We start from the raw sequence: 16,456 nt of genomic DNA, 5'->3' as shown, positions 1-16,456 counted from the left end.
AACATGGAGAAGAACAATGAAAAAAATGCCGTTAATTGCAGGCTTACTCGCAGCCACCGCCTTGTTGGTTGGCTGTTCCGATGATGAAGTAGGCGATGTCAGCTTGGGGTTATTCACCACCAAAGACATTAAAATCCAGACATTCAGCGATCCTGAGATTTCGGGGGTAACCTGTCATATCAGCCATGTCAAAGCCGATTTCGATTTTGCCGATCCTTCAGATATGGGAATTTCTTGTCGCCAGACTGGACCAATAACAAAAGAAATGATGGCCAATGTTGACCGTTCGAAAAATGGTGAGGTGGTCTTTAAAGCGTCGAAAAGTATCTTATTCAAAACGCTAAAGATTCGTCGTATCTACGACGACAAGAGTAAAACCCTGATGTATCTGTCTTACTCAACCAAAGAAACCCAGGGCAGCTACAAGCACTCACTCACCACAGTACCGCTTTATGGTTCTGAGGCTTGGACAGCACTGATAGCAGAAGAGCAGGCAGCAAAACAACAGTAAGGCCCGCTCCTCTATCGTGCACTCTCCTCATCCAAACCAACAACCACAAAAAAGCGTCGTTGAAAGTTCGGCGATGCTTTAGCTTGATCAAAAAAGAGTCATCACATCCAACTTCTTACCTTATCGATAGACTAGTGTCTGTCTACCTCCCTTCTTCACCTTCTGCCCTTCCTGACTGGGGGAAAGTAAAGGAATCGGAACCACAATCAGATAGAGAATCCCTTTTGGCGTATCAATTTCTGCCACATCACAGTGCCAACGTTCGCCTATCTCATAAAGTAGCCGTATCCGTGAAGTCTCAAACTCGTCTCTCTGACTGCATACGTTTTCGGCCACACCATGCAGCACCGTTTTAACCTGACTGATCGGCAATCCCTGGGCATAAAGGAGTACAACAGGCACTCCGTCTCTCTGATACAGGTAGCAGTGATTTTGAGCTTCGGCCGCCTGGGCACTGGCACTCAGTACGTCACACCATTTGGATACCGGATCATCCGGAGATCCTTGTACCCGTTTAGCTTCGACCACCAAGTTGATCTCACTATCACCCTGACGAAGCCTTATTTCCAGATCGATAAATCCACGCCCTTCAGAACACTCCAGAATTTGATCTATCTTGGTTGACACTGCCGCCTCATCAAGAGCCAAAGGCAGCAAAGCCGCTGTCGATGCCACCAACCGGGGCTCATTATCATCTGGCCTAAATAGGGAGTAGCTATACCCACGGCCCAGCGCGCGACCTAACTCCGTCAACGCAGCATCGGCTCTGGCGTAGTCACTAGGTGGAGGCGTGCACTGCTCAGCCCGTATCACGTTCTCGATAAGTATACGCAAGCGTTTCCACGTGGTTAATATGAAGTCTTTGCCACCTCGTCGGGCAATGTTGTTCTTCTCTGTTTCTGCGAGCAGTTCTTGCTCAGTTTTATCCAAGAGATAAAGCACATTCCCCCAATCTGTCAGCCCACTGGTCTCAGCCTCCCTGCGGTGCTTTCTGACTTCCTGAATAGCGCCAGCTAATTTAGGTCTTAAATATCGGTAGTCTCTATGGAGTTTGACATCTTGGTCTGGAGCTTCAGGCAGAAAGTCTCGAAAGTGTTCGGCTAACACGGCCTCCAGAATGTCGAGTGACTGGCGCAATTTCAGGTAATGAACAAACAGATACACCTCATTGACAGGATCGTCAGCTTTTTTTTGAATGGATTTAATCCGGTAGAGCCAGGTTATACGCTGTTCAGGATTACCGTCACTATCTACAACCTGATGATCCATCTTGTAATCTTGTTCTATAGAGTATTCCCAGTTGTTGATTTTTAACCTGTGGTCGAGCACCTGGTTAAAATGACTCGTCGCCTTCTGTCCTCGCTCCTCAGCCAATACATACAGATTGCAGATCCGCATAGACGGCATACATTGGCAGAGTGGTAACAAGGATGAACGATTGATTTGATAGCCTCCTCTTATATTCTGCTCACGCACAGGCTCAACATAGGTATTCAAAACCTCATCCAGGCAGCTATCAGCCAGCTTGTTGATATGCTGGTAAACTTGCTCCACGTTATCTAACGGCAGCTTACCTTGGTAACGTAAATGATAAATACGGGTCGTTGTGCCATGAAAATTTCGATACGGACTTAATTGATATCTGTATCCTGATACTCTCTGCTGCCCGCTAATTTCAAGCATACGGTCTAAACGTTTTGATCGTAAATTCCCATAACCGTCATATTCCGGCCAAGCTTCAACCCTCAAACCTTCGGCATGCATCACCGGTAAAGCAGGGCCGACTGGTACTGGTGGGAAATCATAGCCCACGTGTGGCGCATCGTCGGCATTTTCCCGCGTTCCACTTGCCGCCTTCAGTACATTGCCATATGTCGGATCGAGCGAACCTATTCGTATCCGCTCAAACCACTCCTGCAAAGTATGCTTTCGCCTGTGATTTTTATGTAAGCCCAGCACACTGCTTGTCAGAGTATGAAATATTATTTCGATCCAGTCAGAAGTGCTCCCCAATTCATTCTCACCAATCTCGCCATCGTAAAAATAATTGGTGTCTATGATTCTAGGTCGCCAGGAATCACGCTCACATTGATAACGCTCACTCAGATCCGAAAAAGGAACCGGGTGTCGGAACTTGATTTTTTGCTTATTGATCATGATATGGAGCCAATTCATTTGCCAGATACGTGCGAGTGCATTGATAAATGGCTATTACTGTATTCATTCTTTGCAGAGTATAAAGCGACAACCAATTACCGAATGAGATATGGGTTGGTTTTTTACGTTGTTTTTCTATCAAGGCAGAGCAGATACCAGCCACAAAAAAGCGCCAATTCCTGGCGCTTTTTCTTATAGGCAGTCCCTTATGCTTGCTCATTCCTGCTTGTCACTGAGGGCTTTTGCCGTCTTTTCGTTCTTAGGATTAAGAGCATCGCAATTCCGCCATAGGCAAATACCTGTAGCCATAACTGCCCCCACAGGAGCACAACCTGGCTAAAGTCCGCCCCCATCTGATTCAGCCTTAAGAAGGCATGAATTGCAGGCACAGCTGGAACCAACTGAACCAGCGCCGTAATTGGAGCAGGAATAGCTGAAGTCGGCCATATAAAACCGGCTGAGAAAATCAGCGGAATCGAACTCAGTAATACCATAACGGTTGCCAGCTCACGTCTTGGGATCAATTGGCCGATAATCATGCCCATAAAGATCACAGCAAGAAGAAACGGCAATGTAACCGCCATCAAGTCCGAAATAGAAGCCAGCCGACTGATCTGATAATAGGCAAAACTAAAACCAAAGTAATACATCACCAGAGGCAAATAGAGCAACATAAACAGGCAGCCCCGCACCAGCATGACTTTCCAGGCTGGGTACTGAAGCCAGTAGCCCGCTTTTCCCTGTTTATGATACTCATTCTGACCGCCTCCCAGTAATGCAACGGCAATCAAAAGTGTCTGGTGCAGAATCAATACAAACACAGCAGGAACAACGTAGCTGATATAGCCCATTGTTGGGTTGAACACTGGCTGCATCTGCAGGTTCATGGCCGAGTATTGCTTGGCAGCCAACGCAATGTTGTCTCCCGACATCACCATCCTCGACACTTTCGCCTTGGCTCCCAAGGTTCCCCCAGCCGTCGCTAAACCTTCAACCACAGAACCATAAACCAAAAAGTAAGCTGCATCGCCGGCATAAACCAAAGTCGGACTTTTCCCCAGTAGGAGGTCACGAGAGAAATGTTCAGGGATAACCAATAACCCCTGTACCTTTCCCTTATTCATCATCGATTTGGCTTCATCGACACTTGATGCCCGCGCAGCTAACTTAACCTGGGGGGTGGCCTCTACCATGCGTTCAAGCTCTCGGCTCACCTGACTGTTATCAAGGTTAACCACCACAACCTGCTGATTACGTGGCAGCTGCTGAGAGTATGGCTGCGGATATAAAAATGAATAGATCAGCACACCACCAAAAACAGTGAAAAGTATGGATTGATTGGTAAAAATTGCATTCAATTCAAACTTAAACAACGAACGCCAACTCATAGCTTCACCTCTGCGGTTTGATTCCCTGCGACCAAGCCCTTTGCTCTTAGTACGGCTACCAGTAAAGGCAGCATGAATGCCGTCAAGATGGCCAGCTGCGGTAAGGCATCAATGAACGATTGACCATGGTTAACCTGGTGAACTTGCACCTCGAGGTAATGTGTTACCGGCAACATTGCCCGCCAAAACTGGGCGAAGGCTGGCATGTCAGTTGCCGGAAATGTCACGCCGACGAAGGCAAACGCAGGCGCCGTAAACCCGGCGGCAAAACTCATGGCTTTGGTCGGTTCAAGCGGCAACAAGAAGAAGAGTGCCGCAATGCCCTGACAGGCAATGACGGTAAGCAACTGCGCCAGCATCAATATCAGCCAGTTACCGTGCATTGGCCAGCCAAGGAGTACATATAGCCCCCAGAGAAACAGTATGCCCTGCAACCAAAACAGCAAAGTGTAAGGAACGAGTTTAGCCAGCAGGTTACGAGCCGGCGCAGCATGCAGCCAAGCCCTAACCCCCTGTTGCCGTATCTCGGCTGCCAGCGCCAAAATGGTGGTGATCACAATCAGGATCTGCCACGTTGCCGGAATAGTCGCAGATACAAGAAACTGGCCATAATGGCTGTTGCTGTTATAGAGCGGTGTGATTTGCGAACGAAGCGGTACAGCTTGACCAAGTGCCTGAGCAGGCACGGCCGTTCCCCCAGCCATATTTTGCAAGGTATCTACCGAGGCATTCAGCGTCCCCTGGGCCTGAACAATGGCCGAGTTAACCAGCTTGGCAATAAGAATAAACTGGCTATTATAGAACGCTTTGATATCAGGAGCCTGACCCAGCAACGTCTTCTTCTCCAGATCATGCGGGATCACCACCAAGGCATACACCTCACCGGCCCTCAACGCCCTGCTACCCTGCTCAACCGACTGGAACGCCCCGGTCACTGCAATTGCAGGGCTGGCATCATACTGGCGCACGACCTGCCGCGATAACCGGCTGTGATCGAAATCGACCACACCAATGGGCAGATCACGTGCAATGCCCGAGGAAAAAATCGCCCACATCGTTACAAAGAGCGTGAGGGGAAGCCACGAGACCAAGGCCCTGAGCCAACCATCGGCTCTCAGTAACTGCCACTCACGACGTAACTGCGAAATAAAACTCATGCTGATCACTCAACAATCACACTCATACCTACTCGCAGCCCTTCGATCGGCTGGGTAGGACGAGCCTCTACCTCAAAAGTGCGCATATCGAAGCCCTGAGCAGGATCCGTGGTACGCCAGGTTGCAAAATCCCCCATAACAGCAACATGGCTGACTTTGAAGCTGTACTTCTCGTTGCCAAGTGCCGGGATCGAAGCTTCGATTTCAGCCCCTTGGTTATAGTCTTTCAGCTTGTCTTCGCGCACATGGAAAACAGCCCATGCATCACGAATATCAACCACACTCACGACCGGAAAGCCCTGTGGTGCCAGCTCGCCTTCATGCAGCAAAATTTGGGTAACTTCACCATCATGCCAGCTTTCAACCTGCGTATCTGCCGCATAGGCTTCCACTTCGGCTACGGCACCCGCGGCCATTCGAGCCTTTTCTGCCGCCGCACGCTTGGTTTCGTCACGAGCACCTTCTTTAGCCATTTCAAACATCTGGTAAGCCGCGCGCTCTGTATACCGTGCTGCCTGCCACTGGGTATAGGCCTCATCGCGTTTCTGCTCAGCCACAACACCGTCTTTATAAAGGTTATCAACACGTTGGTAAGTCTTGCCCATCAGTTCTGCAGCCGCCTTGGCTTTCTGCCACTGATCTTTTGCCGCTGCGATTTCCTGGCTACGGGCACCTTTTTTTGCCTGCTCAGCCATCGCCCCCGCGGCTTCCTGACCCGCTTTAGCTTGTTCAAGCTTGGCATCTAGCTCTGGGCTCAGCAGCGTGAAAATCAAGTCACCGCGTTCGACCCTGTCACCTTTCCGGACCAAGACCTGCTCAATCCGACCCGGTACTTTTGATGAAACGTTGTATTGCTGCGCCTCGATCTGGCCCTGCATACGTTCAGGCTGAGGCTGATAAGCCTGCCAGAAAGTGTAGCCAAGCCAGCCAACCAGCGCCGCAGCCGGTACGATTGCTACTAAAGACTTAACCTTACTCATGACTTAACCTCTAAACCTTGATATTGCTGATATTGATTAAAACTGTTCATCTCACCACTAACAGCCAACAGGCGAGACAAAGAGATCACATACTGAAATGCAGCGGCTGAGCGCTGGGTTTTGACACTGGCCTGATACAGCTCAGCATCAACCACATCCAATGACGTCGATAGCCCTTGGCTGAAAGCTTTCTCTCGCAAGCGCACATTTTCTTGCGCCAACTGCAAGCTAGAAGCCAGGCCGTTATATTCCTCCAGGGCCTGCATTGCTTCACGATAGGTTTTCTCAACCAATACCGACAGATCCTGCTCGGCCTGAGCGCGCAGGTAATTCACTTGTGTAACAGCACTGTGCGCAGCCTTGACCTTGCCAGAGCGGCCGGAATTATCCAGAAGCGGAATGTTCACCCCAACGCCTACAGCCCAATCCGGCGCCGTTTTGGCCGCTAACGTATCGTCTTCATGCAGGCTGTAATTACCGTACAGGTACACCTCTGGGTAATACTTGCCCTTCTCGGCATCAATCAAGCCGCTCGCCTGTTTCCTCTTAGCATCCAAGATCTTCAGCCCTGGGTAATCAACAAGCGTTTTCTCGATGAAGGCACTCATCGGAGGCAGAGAAGTATTGGTAAACAAAGGCGTAGATGGAACCGCCGGCAGATCAAGTTTGAGCAGCTTGGTCAATGCCACCTGGGCAATTTCCATATCTCGCTCGGCTTTCCGTCGCTCTACCCGTGCCTTGTCATAGGAGGCTTCAGCCTGCAGGCGCTCCACCTTGGCGATTTGTCCCTGTTTTTCAAGCTTTTGTGCATGCTCGAAGTGTTTCTTCAACCCCTGCTCAACATCGATACGGGTTTGCAGTACATGCTGGGTCATTGCAACGCCGAAATAGAACTTGGCCAAATCTTCGAATTTTGCCTGCTGTTTCATCGCCAACAAATAGCGAGCCTCTTCACTCTGGCCCTTAGCAATATCTTGTGCCGCCATAATCCGGCCACCGGTAAAAATCGGCCATACGGCACGAATAGAACTGGTGAAAATATCGCGCTCAGTCAGTTGGGAGGTAAACATCTTGTCTAGACTGGCAGGGTTTATACCCAGCATTTGCGCCAAGCCGGCAATAGAGTCTCCTGCTGGCATACTGGCAACCAGATCTGAAGGCTTAATTTCAACCGGCTTATCCAAACGGGTGTAGTTCGCCGTTGCTGAAATTTGCGGAAAATACAGATCACTAGCCGCATCCTGCAGGTGCTTGGCACGATCAACATTGGCACGCTCTGCCGCTAAGTCATCATTACCTAATACTACCGCCTGCCAGGCATCGGCAAAACTAACGGCTTGTTGCCGTTCTGCAGTTGCAGAAAGGGCACTGTTATCAAGGGGGGCTGATGCATAAGCACCAGAAATGACACCATCAAAAGGCATCGTCAGCATAGCGGCGCAACACGTCATTACCGCAATAGGCTTTATTCTCATTATTCTTTCCTTTGAGCCATTGTCGTTGGCCGGAAGTGCTGATTTTAGAGTAATAGCTCTAAATTTCAACCAGTCTGTATCACGTATCTTTCCCACATCAGATTAACCAGATGCAGTAGCAAAAATAGAAAGAAGGAACGTTACTAGCAAAATTGGTTTATATATCTGTTTTCAATGAAAATAATGGATAGAAATTAAAAGACGAACAGAAGATATTAAGGAAGAATAATATTGCAAAAAAAAAGCGAGCATCAGCCCGCTGCAAAAATAAAGCCTAATCAAGCAACATCCATATTGCTGAGAACCATTACCAGATAGAGAATATCATTCCGTTTAAATACAGAACAACACCCCGTAAAGACATCTGTGACATTGATCACATCACGTTTTTATAGTGCATCCGTTCAAGCCTGTGACAGTTAGGAGCGATTGAACCGGCAGCATACACTAACGTTGCAAAAAAGGGCCTAACGCTTCAAATAGCTGATCAATCTCTTCGACCGTGTTGTAATGCATCAGTCCAATGCGAATCACGCCACCTTCTTCAAGCACCCCAAGTTGCTTGCATAAACCCAGCGCATAAAAGTGGCCATTCCAAACACACATATTAAGCCGTCCCAGATGGCTAGCCACATCACCGGGCGTTACGCCGTCGATACGAATTGCGAATGTCGGCGTGCGCTCACTTATGCGGGATGGCTCATCAATACCGTATAATTTGATATTGCTGTACTGGGACAGGCAATACAAAAAGTGCTGGCTAAGTACCGCTTCATGCTGCTGATATTGTGCATAGCTTTGTATCAAACGCTGGCGCAAACTAGCGCCCTTATCACCCCATTGCGCCAAATACTCAACAGCTGCCACCAAACCTGCCAAGGCCTCAAAACTCTGGGTACCGGTTTCGAAGCGTCCGGGTCCCTGCTCGGTGGCGGGTTCAACTTTGTATGGCCGAAGCGTCTGTAGCCATTGTGGTGCAACGTAGGCGATGCCGACATGGGGACCAAAAAACTTATAGGCAGAACACGCCAGAAAATCGCAACCTAACGCTTGAACATCGACCAATGCATGCGGAGCATAGTGGACTGCATCGACATACACCTGGGCCCCCATCAGGTGAGCCGCATCAATGATACGTTTAACACCAACCAGTGACCCCGTCGTATTCGACGCATATGTCACCGCTACCAGTCGAGTTTTGTTGCTCAGTAGAGAGAATAAATGCTCATAGTCCAAGGTACAGTCTGCTTCGTTAACCCGTACTTGATGAACAATCACCCCTTTATCTTCAGCGGCTTGCTGCCAGCTTGAAACATTCGAGTAATGATCCAGTGCCGTAACAATAATTTCATCGCCGGCTTGCCAGTCTCTGCTAATTGCACGGCTAAGCTGAAATGTTAGCGAGGTCATGTTGGCGCCAAATACAATGTTATCGGCTGACGGTGCCCCAAGTAATGCCTGTGCGGATGCCCTTGCCTGCTCAACAACAGAGACCGTTTCGGCACTCGAGAAAAAGGCACCACCTAAGTTTGAGTTAAAATGACCTAAGTAAGCCGTCATCTTCTCAAGTACTGCTGAAGGTACCTGAGAGCCGCCCGGTCCATCGAAAAAGTACACGGGCTCATTATTAACAGTTTGGTTAAGAGCAGGAAAACTCTGGCGTACAGCTTCAGGCGTGAACGGCATAGCTAGGCTCCTTCGCAGTCAGAACAAACAGATCCAAATAGCCTTGCTCATCTTTTTTCACCGCTCGGATCGGACGAGCATTATGCCAGAGCTGACGGTCAGCCAAAATAGCAACTTCACCCTGCTGCAGCGCCATACTCAAAAAAGGAAGATCTTTCTTTTCCCGGTAAACCAGAAACTCGCCACCTTCAATGTTATGGCGACCGATACCGATCACTGCAAGGTGATCAAAACCGTCTTGGTGAACGCCTTCAGGAGCAACCAATGTTTCCTCTTCAATAGCTGAGATACGAATTTGATGAATTTCTATTTCATGCCCGTCATCCAAGCCATTCGCTTTTTGAAATACTTCGCACATCTCACGTAAGCCTTCACTTTGCAAGATAGACGCTTCCAACGTTTCAAAGCTCCGGCTCACATTCCCCTGGAACGTATTGATATCATCAGACTGCACAAACTGACGCGAAGGCAAGTGCTCAACCTTACCCTGGTTTAGCTTTACGACCGAGTAGCGACGTAGGCGATACTGGCCATCGGCATGAGCTGTGGTTGGCAAATGGTCAAAAGAAGGCGAAAGATCACTAATGGCTTGTCCGCTCAGCTGAATCAGCTGCAGTGTGCGCTCTAACAAAGTATTCATCAATTTGCTCCTAGTTCCTTGCTTTGAATTCCTATTTCACTCTGCTGGTTACCGCTACAACCACAACCAACAGTCGCAACATTTGATTTACATTTAGAATTAAACAAAAAACTGTAGAAGCCAACCGCTGGCAATTAAAATTTCACAAAGCAGAAGAAAAACAACCAATAAATCTAGATGGTTGACGTACAGCAGGCATAAACACCAATTTATTGTCCCCTAATCACCCCAAAGCAGTCAGCCATGCCAAAGGCATGAATAATTCATTGATATTGAAGTGTTTTTTATAGCATTTAAGATGAGATGCAATAGCCACATTCACAGAATAAAACTCTGTTTGTGATTAAATTCGCAAATTTTGAAATTACCAGGTGGGTATTTCTCGGTTATAAGGACTAGAGCCAGCAGCATTATTTTTTACTGCTGGCTATAGATTTATCGATAGGAAGGTGTTTCGACAGAGCGATATTCATCGCCAGACTTCTTGTAGAATGTATTGTTAATAATTGCATACGATACGCCAGCGATCACCGCAAAGGTCGCGATCTCAGGCAGCCTAGACTTATGGTATGAGTGGTGCTCTTCTTTCACGATGACAACATCACGATGATGGCTGTGGTGATCATGGTGGTGGTGTTTATGATGATGCTTATGGTGGTGCTTGTGGTGATGACCTTTTTTTGCCAATACCGCAGGTGGAAAGACTGCTAACGAAAGTGCTACAAAACAAGAAATTAGAGGTTTCATATTATCTTTTATTAATATATTTAATTTCCCGCTATGATAAATTTGTCATTGACTGGCATGTCAGTACTGAGTAAAGCTTGTGTCAAAACTCCCTGACATTGCCTAAACGCCTTCTGCTACAAGAGATAACATTCACAATGCCAGACTCAGTTGGCCTTGGCTGCCCACAATTTTCTATTGCTGCCTATATTGAAAACCGTCCAGGTATGATGAGCTACGCATCACTGAACTACATAACACCACTCGTACAAGGTGAGATCCATGAAATTGGGCAGGCCTGCGGCAATGGCTGGAGAAAAGTATTCAATGTTTTTGCAAAGCTCCTTTACGAGCTGGATTCCGACATTTTCCCCTACTCGAAATGCGCACCTAGCTGGCAAAACTACCGCGATCACTTCCTGCTACAAGCTGGGAGTAACACCTCATTGATATTTACTCCACCAGTCCTTGGTGCAGAGGTTGACTCAGAGGTCGAAACAGAATCACTATCGCTACATCCCCCTCACCCGACCATTCATATCGTTATGGGGCGAACCTATGCTAAGCGGCTGATTGCAGAAGGTTATCTCCCATCACCAATGCACTGGCTAGATAATGAATTTGCGGTTGACGAAACGCACCGAGTAATAGTGTGTCCATACTTCGACTACCGTCAGCTTTCCAATGTGAAAATCTGTCGTCTGGCTGACATAATGCACAGCCTAGCCACACCAGATGCGCTTCCAACCAAGAAATAAACTTAATAACCTAAGGTGCATAGCTACTGGTTGCTAATGTATGGCAATCGAGATGTATTATCCTTAAATCAGCCGACGGAACAATTATCTGCTACACCAGAAAGTTTTCCATTGGATATATATCTGATATACAGGAAGTAAGTGTATGCAGATCAACTTAGCTCCCCTGATTTTTGAGCTATGTGCCATAGTGATCAGTGCTGCCGTCCTCGGCACATTTTTCCTGTATGCCCGCCAACCAATTATCCTCGCCTATATAGCTGCCGGTATGCTCATTGGCCCCAACGGTCTACAATGGATACCGAATTCAGAGCATATCACCCAGATAGGCAACCTCGGCGTTATCCTTTTGCTCTTTCTCATCGGACTAAACCTTCAACCCAAAAAGCTGATCCAGTTATTTAAGGAAAGCTCAATAATCACGATCGGCACCTGCTGCTTCTTCTTTTTCAGTGCTCTGCTCTTCGCCCTGGCTATTCAGTTTTCTTTGCAAGATGCCCTGATCATCGGCGCAGCTCTGATGTTTTCGAGCACCGTAATTGGTTTGAAGCTAATTCCGACCACAACCCTACACCATAAGCATATGGGGGAGATCATGACCAGTATCCTGTTGGTTCAGGATATCTTGGCAATCAGTGTAATTATTTTCCTCAACATCGGCGGTGGTAATGCCATGTTGGTGGCATTTATGATGATGCTGTTTAAATTCGCGGCGTTTGGCACCCTCGCATTCCTCGGTGTGCGCTACCTGATTTTATCGCTTTTCCAGCGCTTTGATGTGATTCAGGAGTATAGCTTTGTCACAACTCTGGCTTGGTGCTTTTTTTGGGCCGAACTTAGCCATCAGGTGGGGCTCTCTTATGAAAGCGGTGCCTTCATAGCTGGGATTTCTATCGCCGTGAGCCGCGTTTCCCAAGCCATTTCCGTTCACCTGAAACCGCTACGAGAGTTCTTCTTGATCTTGTTCTTCTTCGCTATTGGCGCAAGAATGGATCTGGCGGCCAGTAATCTCTATAGCCTACTTGGTATCTTGTTTGGCGCACTGCTTGTAGTAATCAAAGCCTGGGGTTTTTCTAAGGCTTTACATTGGGCCAGTGAAAAAACGGCCATGGACGGGGAGTTAAGTGCCAGGCTCAGCCAGGCCAGCGAATTTTCGTTTTTAGTCGGCTATGCCGCCATGAATGCCAACCTGCTCTCCCAAGAAGCAAGCATATTTATTCAGACGGCAACCATGACAACGTTTATTATTTCAACCTACTGGGTCGTCAGGCGCTACCCGACCCCAATCTCGATGGCCAACAATCTGCGACAAGACTAACTTTTCATTAATCGTTTTTAGCAAAAGGATAAGCAACAGATAAAATGATCTGTTCGCCTGAGACCGACATCTTCACCATCATATGTTGCTCTTTTGCCATATCGTCAGTTGCACCACTCGTCAGCCAGTGATCGACATTTTTATAACCCCGGCGGTAGGCATGATTAAAAGCCCCTTTATCGAGAAACAGATATTGCCTCGGCGCCGTGAAATCATAACGGTTGGCCAGCGCGAACATCTGGTCGTCCAATGTTTTTCGGTCCAAATTCTGAATACCCGCCAACACATCTAAGGTCTCGCCATGGACGCTAAGATGCGCAAAGACTAAGCCCTTTCGCCTTAATCCCGCCAATACCGCACTGTAATTGGCCGCGGTCAGCGAGGTGCTGTATTCAACATAACGCACTTTCTGATCAACAAGAAAAACCGATAGCATACCTTCATCAACATTAAGCACCTGCAGCTGGTCAAAGCAAAATGCGGGCTTATCGTCATACAGGGCTGAGCATTCAAAACTGCCAGGTAGCGAGCTTACATATTCAGCCGTATCGTTCAGGCTGATATCACCAAACAACCTCAGTTCAGAGGCGTTCGCTGACGAAGATGACATACAGGCCGTCAACAGCAATGCTGTTGCCGCCAACCAATTCTTAGAACCGAAGAGAGAAAAAGCCACATCTAGCTCCACACCACAAATTCTGCACAGTTGTACCTTTTGTTGGCGAATACATCAATAATCGGGCAAAAAAAAGCTGTAACCCCAAGCCTCAAGGGATTACAGCCAAACTACGGTCAGCATTTACGTAGTAAAAGTTCGGGTGATATTGCGACCACCCGAGAGCGGTATCGTTACATTGACCAGATAAAGAAGATCTGAGACTTCATTCGGATGATAATGCCGCGGATCACATCGAGGAAGCCCAAGAAGGCAATTGGTTTCTCGGCGCTGATCCAAGCCAGGCCAACCGAGCCGACAGGAATATCGTAACCTGTGTGCTCATCAAGCTTCAGTCGGACAAAGTGGTGCTTGTTCATCGCATTCTGGCCTGTGGTCTGGCGAATGTTATCGTCACGTGCCAACAGACTACCCTGCGCTTCACCTGTCGCTTCAATAATGCCTTCAACCTCGGCATTGAAAATCTTGCCCGGGTACACTGCCGACGTGAATTCTGCACGCTGACCAACTTTTACATTGCGGATCGCCTGGTGATTGACGCGCATCAGCACATACTTTTCATCGGTGTACATCTGGATACGTGGCATTATCCCGACATACTGCCCTTCACGCATAATGAAGTTGGTCAGGTAGCCATCTGCTGGTGCATATACCTTGGTCTGATCTACATTCCATTGTGCTTGGGCCACATTTTCTTGTTCGCTATCAACATCAACCTGGCGGCTGCTCACAGTCAACTTAGATTTTTCAAAAGCCAGTTTCGCTTTGCTGGCTGACAGTTTTGCCTTATCCAGCTCTGATTGAAGAGTCACAGTCTTCGCTTTCGCGACTTCAACCGCAGTACTCTGCTCATCCATTTGCGTTTCTGTAATAGTGTGCTTAACAACTTTATTCTGCTCGGTATAGCGCTTAAGCGTTGTCTGTTTCCACTTCAGATCTTCTTTACCGGCAACCAATTGGTTTTTCGAGATCTCAATATCTTGCAGTGCTGCGTTATAGGATTGTTCGGCAATATGGACATCCTCTTCTGCTATCGAGAGTGAGACCTTGGCCGAGTTTAATTTCGTCTCTGCTTTGTTGAGTGCGATCTGGTACTGCTCGTCGTCTAGGGTATAAACCAGTTGACCTTCTGTAACACGCTCATTGGGCTTCACATAAATGTCTTCAACATGGCCTTTGATTCTGCTCGAAGCCGGTCGCAACTGGATATGCGGTGACTGTACCAATGAGCCTCCGGACATATCCATCGGTGCAAAGGTAATCAAACCAACCCAGACAAACAACAGCCATCCGGCACCACCTAAATAAGCAAACCCCTTAGTAAACTTATTCCATGGCATACCAACCATGCGCAATAAGTAGATGAACAGTGACCATACGGCTAGACCCTCAAGCATGCTCAGTCTCCTTATTTAGGTTTACTGCAGTACCTGACAGTTTGTTCTCCGAAGTACTTTGCTGTCCTGCTGATAAAACAGGAGCCTCCTCGTCAGCCCCTTTCCAAATATCACGAATACGTCGTAATGCCTGCTCGCCATCAACAAATGCAATAGCGACGGCAACAACCCATACCCAGTGCCAGACAAATCCAATCCAGGTGAGGGCAGTGATCAGCCCTATCTGATGATGTTCTTTGGTATGGGCTTTTTGAATGGGTAGCTCATGAATTCTCCAAAAACCGTAAATAGCTGCCGCCACAGTTCCTATCAAAACGACGGCAGCCACTATATGTAAGGCTGTGTCGACACCGCTATCGACAAAAGGCATGCTGATGAGACTCATCGTAATCAACTCCGCTCTAACGAAAATTTGTTATATGATTTTTTGTTGTAAGCATTGTGCTGAAAAATGTGATCTTGGTAATCATTGTGGATAGATGATCTTAAAATAGGTCAATATTTGATTTATTCTGCCACCCACTTACAACCAATGGCTTCAAGATTCGATGAGTCACCCAATGGCCCTACTAGACATCTCTTTTATCCGAACCATATTTTTGCAACCCGTGATATTGGGATTGGAAAAACGCTATCAACTTACGCCTGCGGAATTCGAAATCCCTGAGCGCATTCTGGCAGAGCCCATGTCGCTACTTCCCTATATCGATGCCCATCTCTGGCTGGAATCCATTGAAGCTCGAGTTAACGACCCCGCTTTCATAGTAGAAATAGCACCGTATCTGAGATTCAATAATATGGGATATTTAGGTGACTGGTTCTTATCAAGCCCGGATTTGGCACTTGCCTTTCGGCGGATTAACTATGGGACTTCCTGCCTGCAATCGGGGGCATCATTTCATGGGGAGCAATCAGGTAAGCTGATCAAATGGTGTTATGACAATCACTTTGCAAAGGGCCGGGGACGGTTACATGACAGCCTACGTATGGCCGTGATGTTTACTAATACACTGAAGCATTTTATGGGAGATGATTACCGGCCAAAGCATGTCGAAATCAGCGGCCCACGGTGCGGTGACGGGCGAGTGGAGAATTTTTTTGGCTGCGAAGTGCAATGGAACGCACCACGCACCAAAGTCTGGCTCGACATTTCAATCCTAGAGCACGGGAGCGACAAGCCTTTTGCTTCATCACGCCCTATGCTGGTGTCCAATTTACAGCTCGATGAGTTTGTTAACATGCCGCAGCCTCATGACACCGCCAAGATCATGTACGAGATGGTCAACTACGCACGCTATTACGGCTATCCAAACCTCGATTTTGTTGCCGAACGTTTCGCTCTCTCTCGGCAACAACTGCAGCGCCGACTCCATGCTTTTGGCTGGACCTTCACTAACATCACCAGCTATGTACTATGTAATCAAGCCATTACCTACATGCTTGCAGACAAACCGATTAGCGAAATAGCCAAAGTACTTGGCTATAACAATATTCAAAGCTTCAATAAGGCTTTTCAACGTCAGCGTGGGCTCACCCCGTCGCAGTATAAAGACAAGCTGTTAGAGCGGGGACAAAGCTAGGCTATTT

15 protein-coding genes are annotated in these 16,456 nt (G+C 47.7%); 4 read left to right on the top strand and 11 right to left on the bottom strand.

Annotation, left to right across the window (positions count from 1 at the left end; translation table 11 throughout):
* The first annotated feature begins 16 nt into the window (after window positions 1-16).
* The gene (locus MD588_RS06815) at window positions 17-511 is read left to right on the top strand and encodes a CreA family protein (protein ID WP_265696281.1); all 495 of its coding nucleotides are present in this window, start codon (window positions 17-19) and stop codon (window positions 509-511) included.
* 120 nt (window positions 512-631) lie between these two features.
* On the opposite strand, the gene MD588_RS06810 is transcribed toward MD588_RS06815, so the two are convergent.
* The 8 genes from MD588_RS06810 to MD588_RS06775 form a co-directional block, all read right to left on the bottom strand.
* A complete protein-coding gene (locus MD588_RS06810) occupies window positions 632-2,668 on the bottom strand; it encodes a hypothetical protein (protein WP_265696280.1) in 2,037 nt (678 codons plus the stop codon).
* A gap of 206 nt (window positions 2,669-2,874) precedes the next feature.
* Window positions 2,875-4,056 carry an ABC transporter permease gene (locus MD588_RS06805; RefSeq protein ID WP_265696278.1) on the bottom strand — a complete coding sequence of 394 codons (1,182 nt, stop codon included), beginning with the start codon at window positions 4,054-4,056 and terminating at the stop codon, window positions 2,875-2,877.
* On the bottom strand, window positions 4,053-5,213 hold the full coding sequence (locus tag MD588_RS06800; protein ID WP_265696277.1) for an ABC transporter permease: 1,161 nt from the start codon (window positions 5,211-5,213) through the stop codon (window positions 4,053-4,055). The genes MD588_RS06805 and MD588_RS06800 overlap by 4 nt, the downstream gene beginning before the upstream one ends.
* A gap of 5 nt (window positions 5,214-5,218) precedes the next feature.
* Window positions 5,219-6,193, bottom strand: coding sequence for an HlyD family secretion protein (locus tag MD588_RS06795; protein ID WP_265696276.1), 975 nt, complete (start codon window positions 6,191-6,193; stop codon window positions 5,219-5,221).
* Window positions 6,190-7,668, bottom strand: a complete 1,479-nt coding sequence (locus tag MD588_RS06790) for a TolC family protein (RefSeq protein ID WP_265696275.1) — start codon at window positions 7,666-7,668, stop codon at window positions 6,190-6,192. Before MD588_RS06790 ends, MD588_RS06795 begins: the two co-directional genes overlap by 4 nt.
* A gap of 447 nt (window positions 7,669-8,115) precedes the next feature.
* Entirely contained in the window at window positions 8,116-9,354 is a 1,239-nt protein-coding gene (locus MD588_RS06785) for a cysteine desulfurase-like protein (protein WP_265696273.1), read from the bottom strand.
* Complete coding sequence (locus MD588_RS06780) at window positions 9,338-9,994, bottom strand: 2OG-Fe dioxygenase family protein (protein ID WP_265696272.1); 657 nt, start codon at window positions 9,992-9,994, stop codon at window positions 9,338-9,340. The genes MD588_RS06785 and MD588_RS06780 overlap by 17 nt, the downstream gene beginning before the upstream one ends.
* A gap of 435 nt (window positions 9,995-10,429) precedes the next feature.
* Complete coding sequence (locus MD588_RS06775) at window positions 10,430-10,741, bottom strand: hypothetical protein (RefSeq protein WP_265696271.1); 312 nt, start codon at window positions 10,739-10,741, stop codon at window positions 10,430-10,432.
* Window positions 10,742-10,878: 137 nt separating this feature from the next.
* Between MD588_RS06775 and MD588_RS06770 the strand changes: the two genes are divergently transcribed.
* Together MD588_RS06770 and MD588_RS06765 are read left to right on the top strand one after the other, a co-directional pair.
* Window positions 10,879-11,478: a DUF6942 family protein gene (locus MD588_RS06770; protein WP_265696270.1), complete on the top strand. Its 600-nt coding sequence runs from the start codon at window positions 10,879-10,881 to the stop codon at window positions 11,476-11,478.
* 145 nt (window positions 11,479-11,623) lie between these two features.
* Window positions 11,624-12,796 (top strand): cation:proton antiporter domain-containing protein, encoded by a 1,173-nt coding sequence (locus tag MD588_RS06765; RefSeq protein ID WP_265696269.1) that lies wholly within the window; start codon window positions 11,624-11,626, stop codon window positions 12,794-12,796.
* Window positions 12,797-12,803: 7 nt separating this feature from the next.
* Here MD588_RS06765 and MD588_RS06760 read toward each other — a convergent pair whose 3' ends face one another.
* The 3 genes from MD588_RS06760 to MD588_RS06750 all read right to left on the bottom strand — a co-directional run bounded on the left by MD588_RS06760 (window position 12,804) and on the right by MD588_RS06750 (window position 15,254).
* Window positions 12,804-13,472, bottom strand: a complete 669-nt coding sequence (locus tag MD588_RS06760) for a hypothetical protein (RefSeq protein WP_265696268.1) — start codon at window positions 13,470-13,472, stop codon at window positions 12,804-12,806.
* A gap of 173 nt (window positions 13,473-13,645) precedes the next feature.
* The gene (locus MD588_RS06755; RefSeq protein ID WP_265696267.1) at window positions 13,646-14,869 is read right to left on the bottom strand and encodes an HlyD family secretion protein; all 1,224 of its coding nucleotides are present in this window, start codon (window positions 14,867-14,869) and stop codon (window positions 13,646-13,648) included.
* Complete coding sequence (locus tag MD588_RS06750) at window positions 14,862-15,254, bottom strand: MFS transporter (RefSeq protein WP_265696266.1); 393 nt, start codon at window positions 15,252-15,254, stop codon at window positions 14,862-14,864. Before MD588_RS06750 ends, MD588_RS06755 begins: the two co-directional genes overlap by 8 nt.
* A gap of 175 nt (window positions 15,255-15,429) precedes the next feature.
* Here MD588_RS06750 and MD588_RS06745 point away from each other — a divergent pair, with 175 nt between their 5' ends.
* Window positions 15,430-16,449, top strand: coding sequence for an AraC family transcriptional regulator (locus MD588_RS06745; RefSeq protein WP_265696265.1), 1,020 nt, complete (start codon window positions 15,430-15,432; stop codon window positions 16,447-16,449).
* The last annotated feature ends 7 nt before the right edge of the window (window positions 16,450-16,456 follow it).

This window comes from Photobacterium obscurum (assembly GCF_026191635.1).
Classification (GTDB): Bacteria; Pseudomonadota; Gammaproteobacteria; order Enterobacterales; family Vibrionaceae; genus Photobacterium; species Photobacterium obscurum.
Note: the sequence above shows the minus strand (reverse complement) of the source record. Positions and strands in the feature narration are given on the sequence as shown.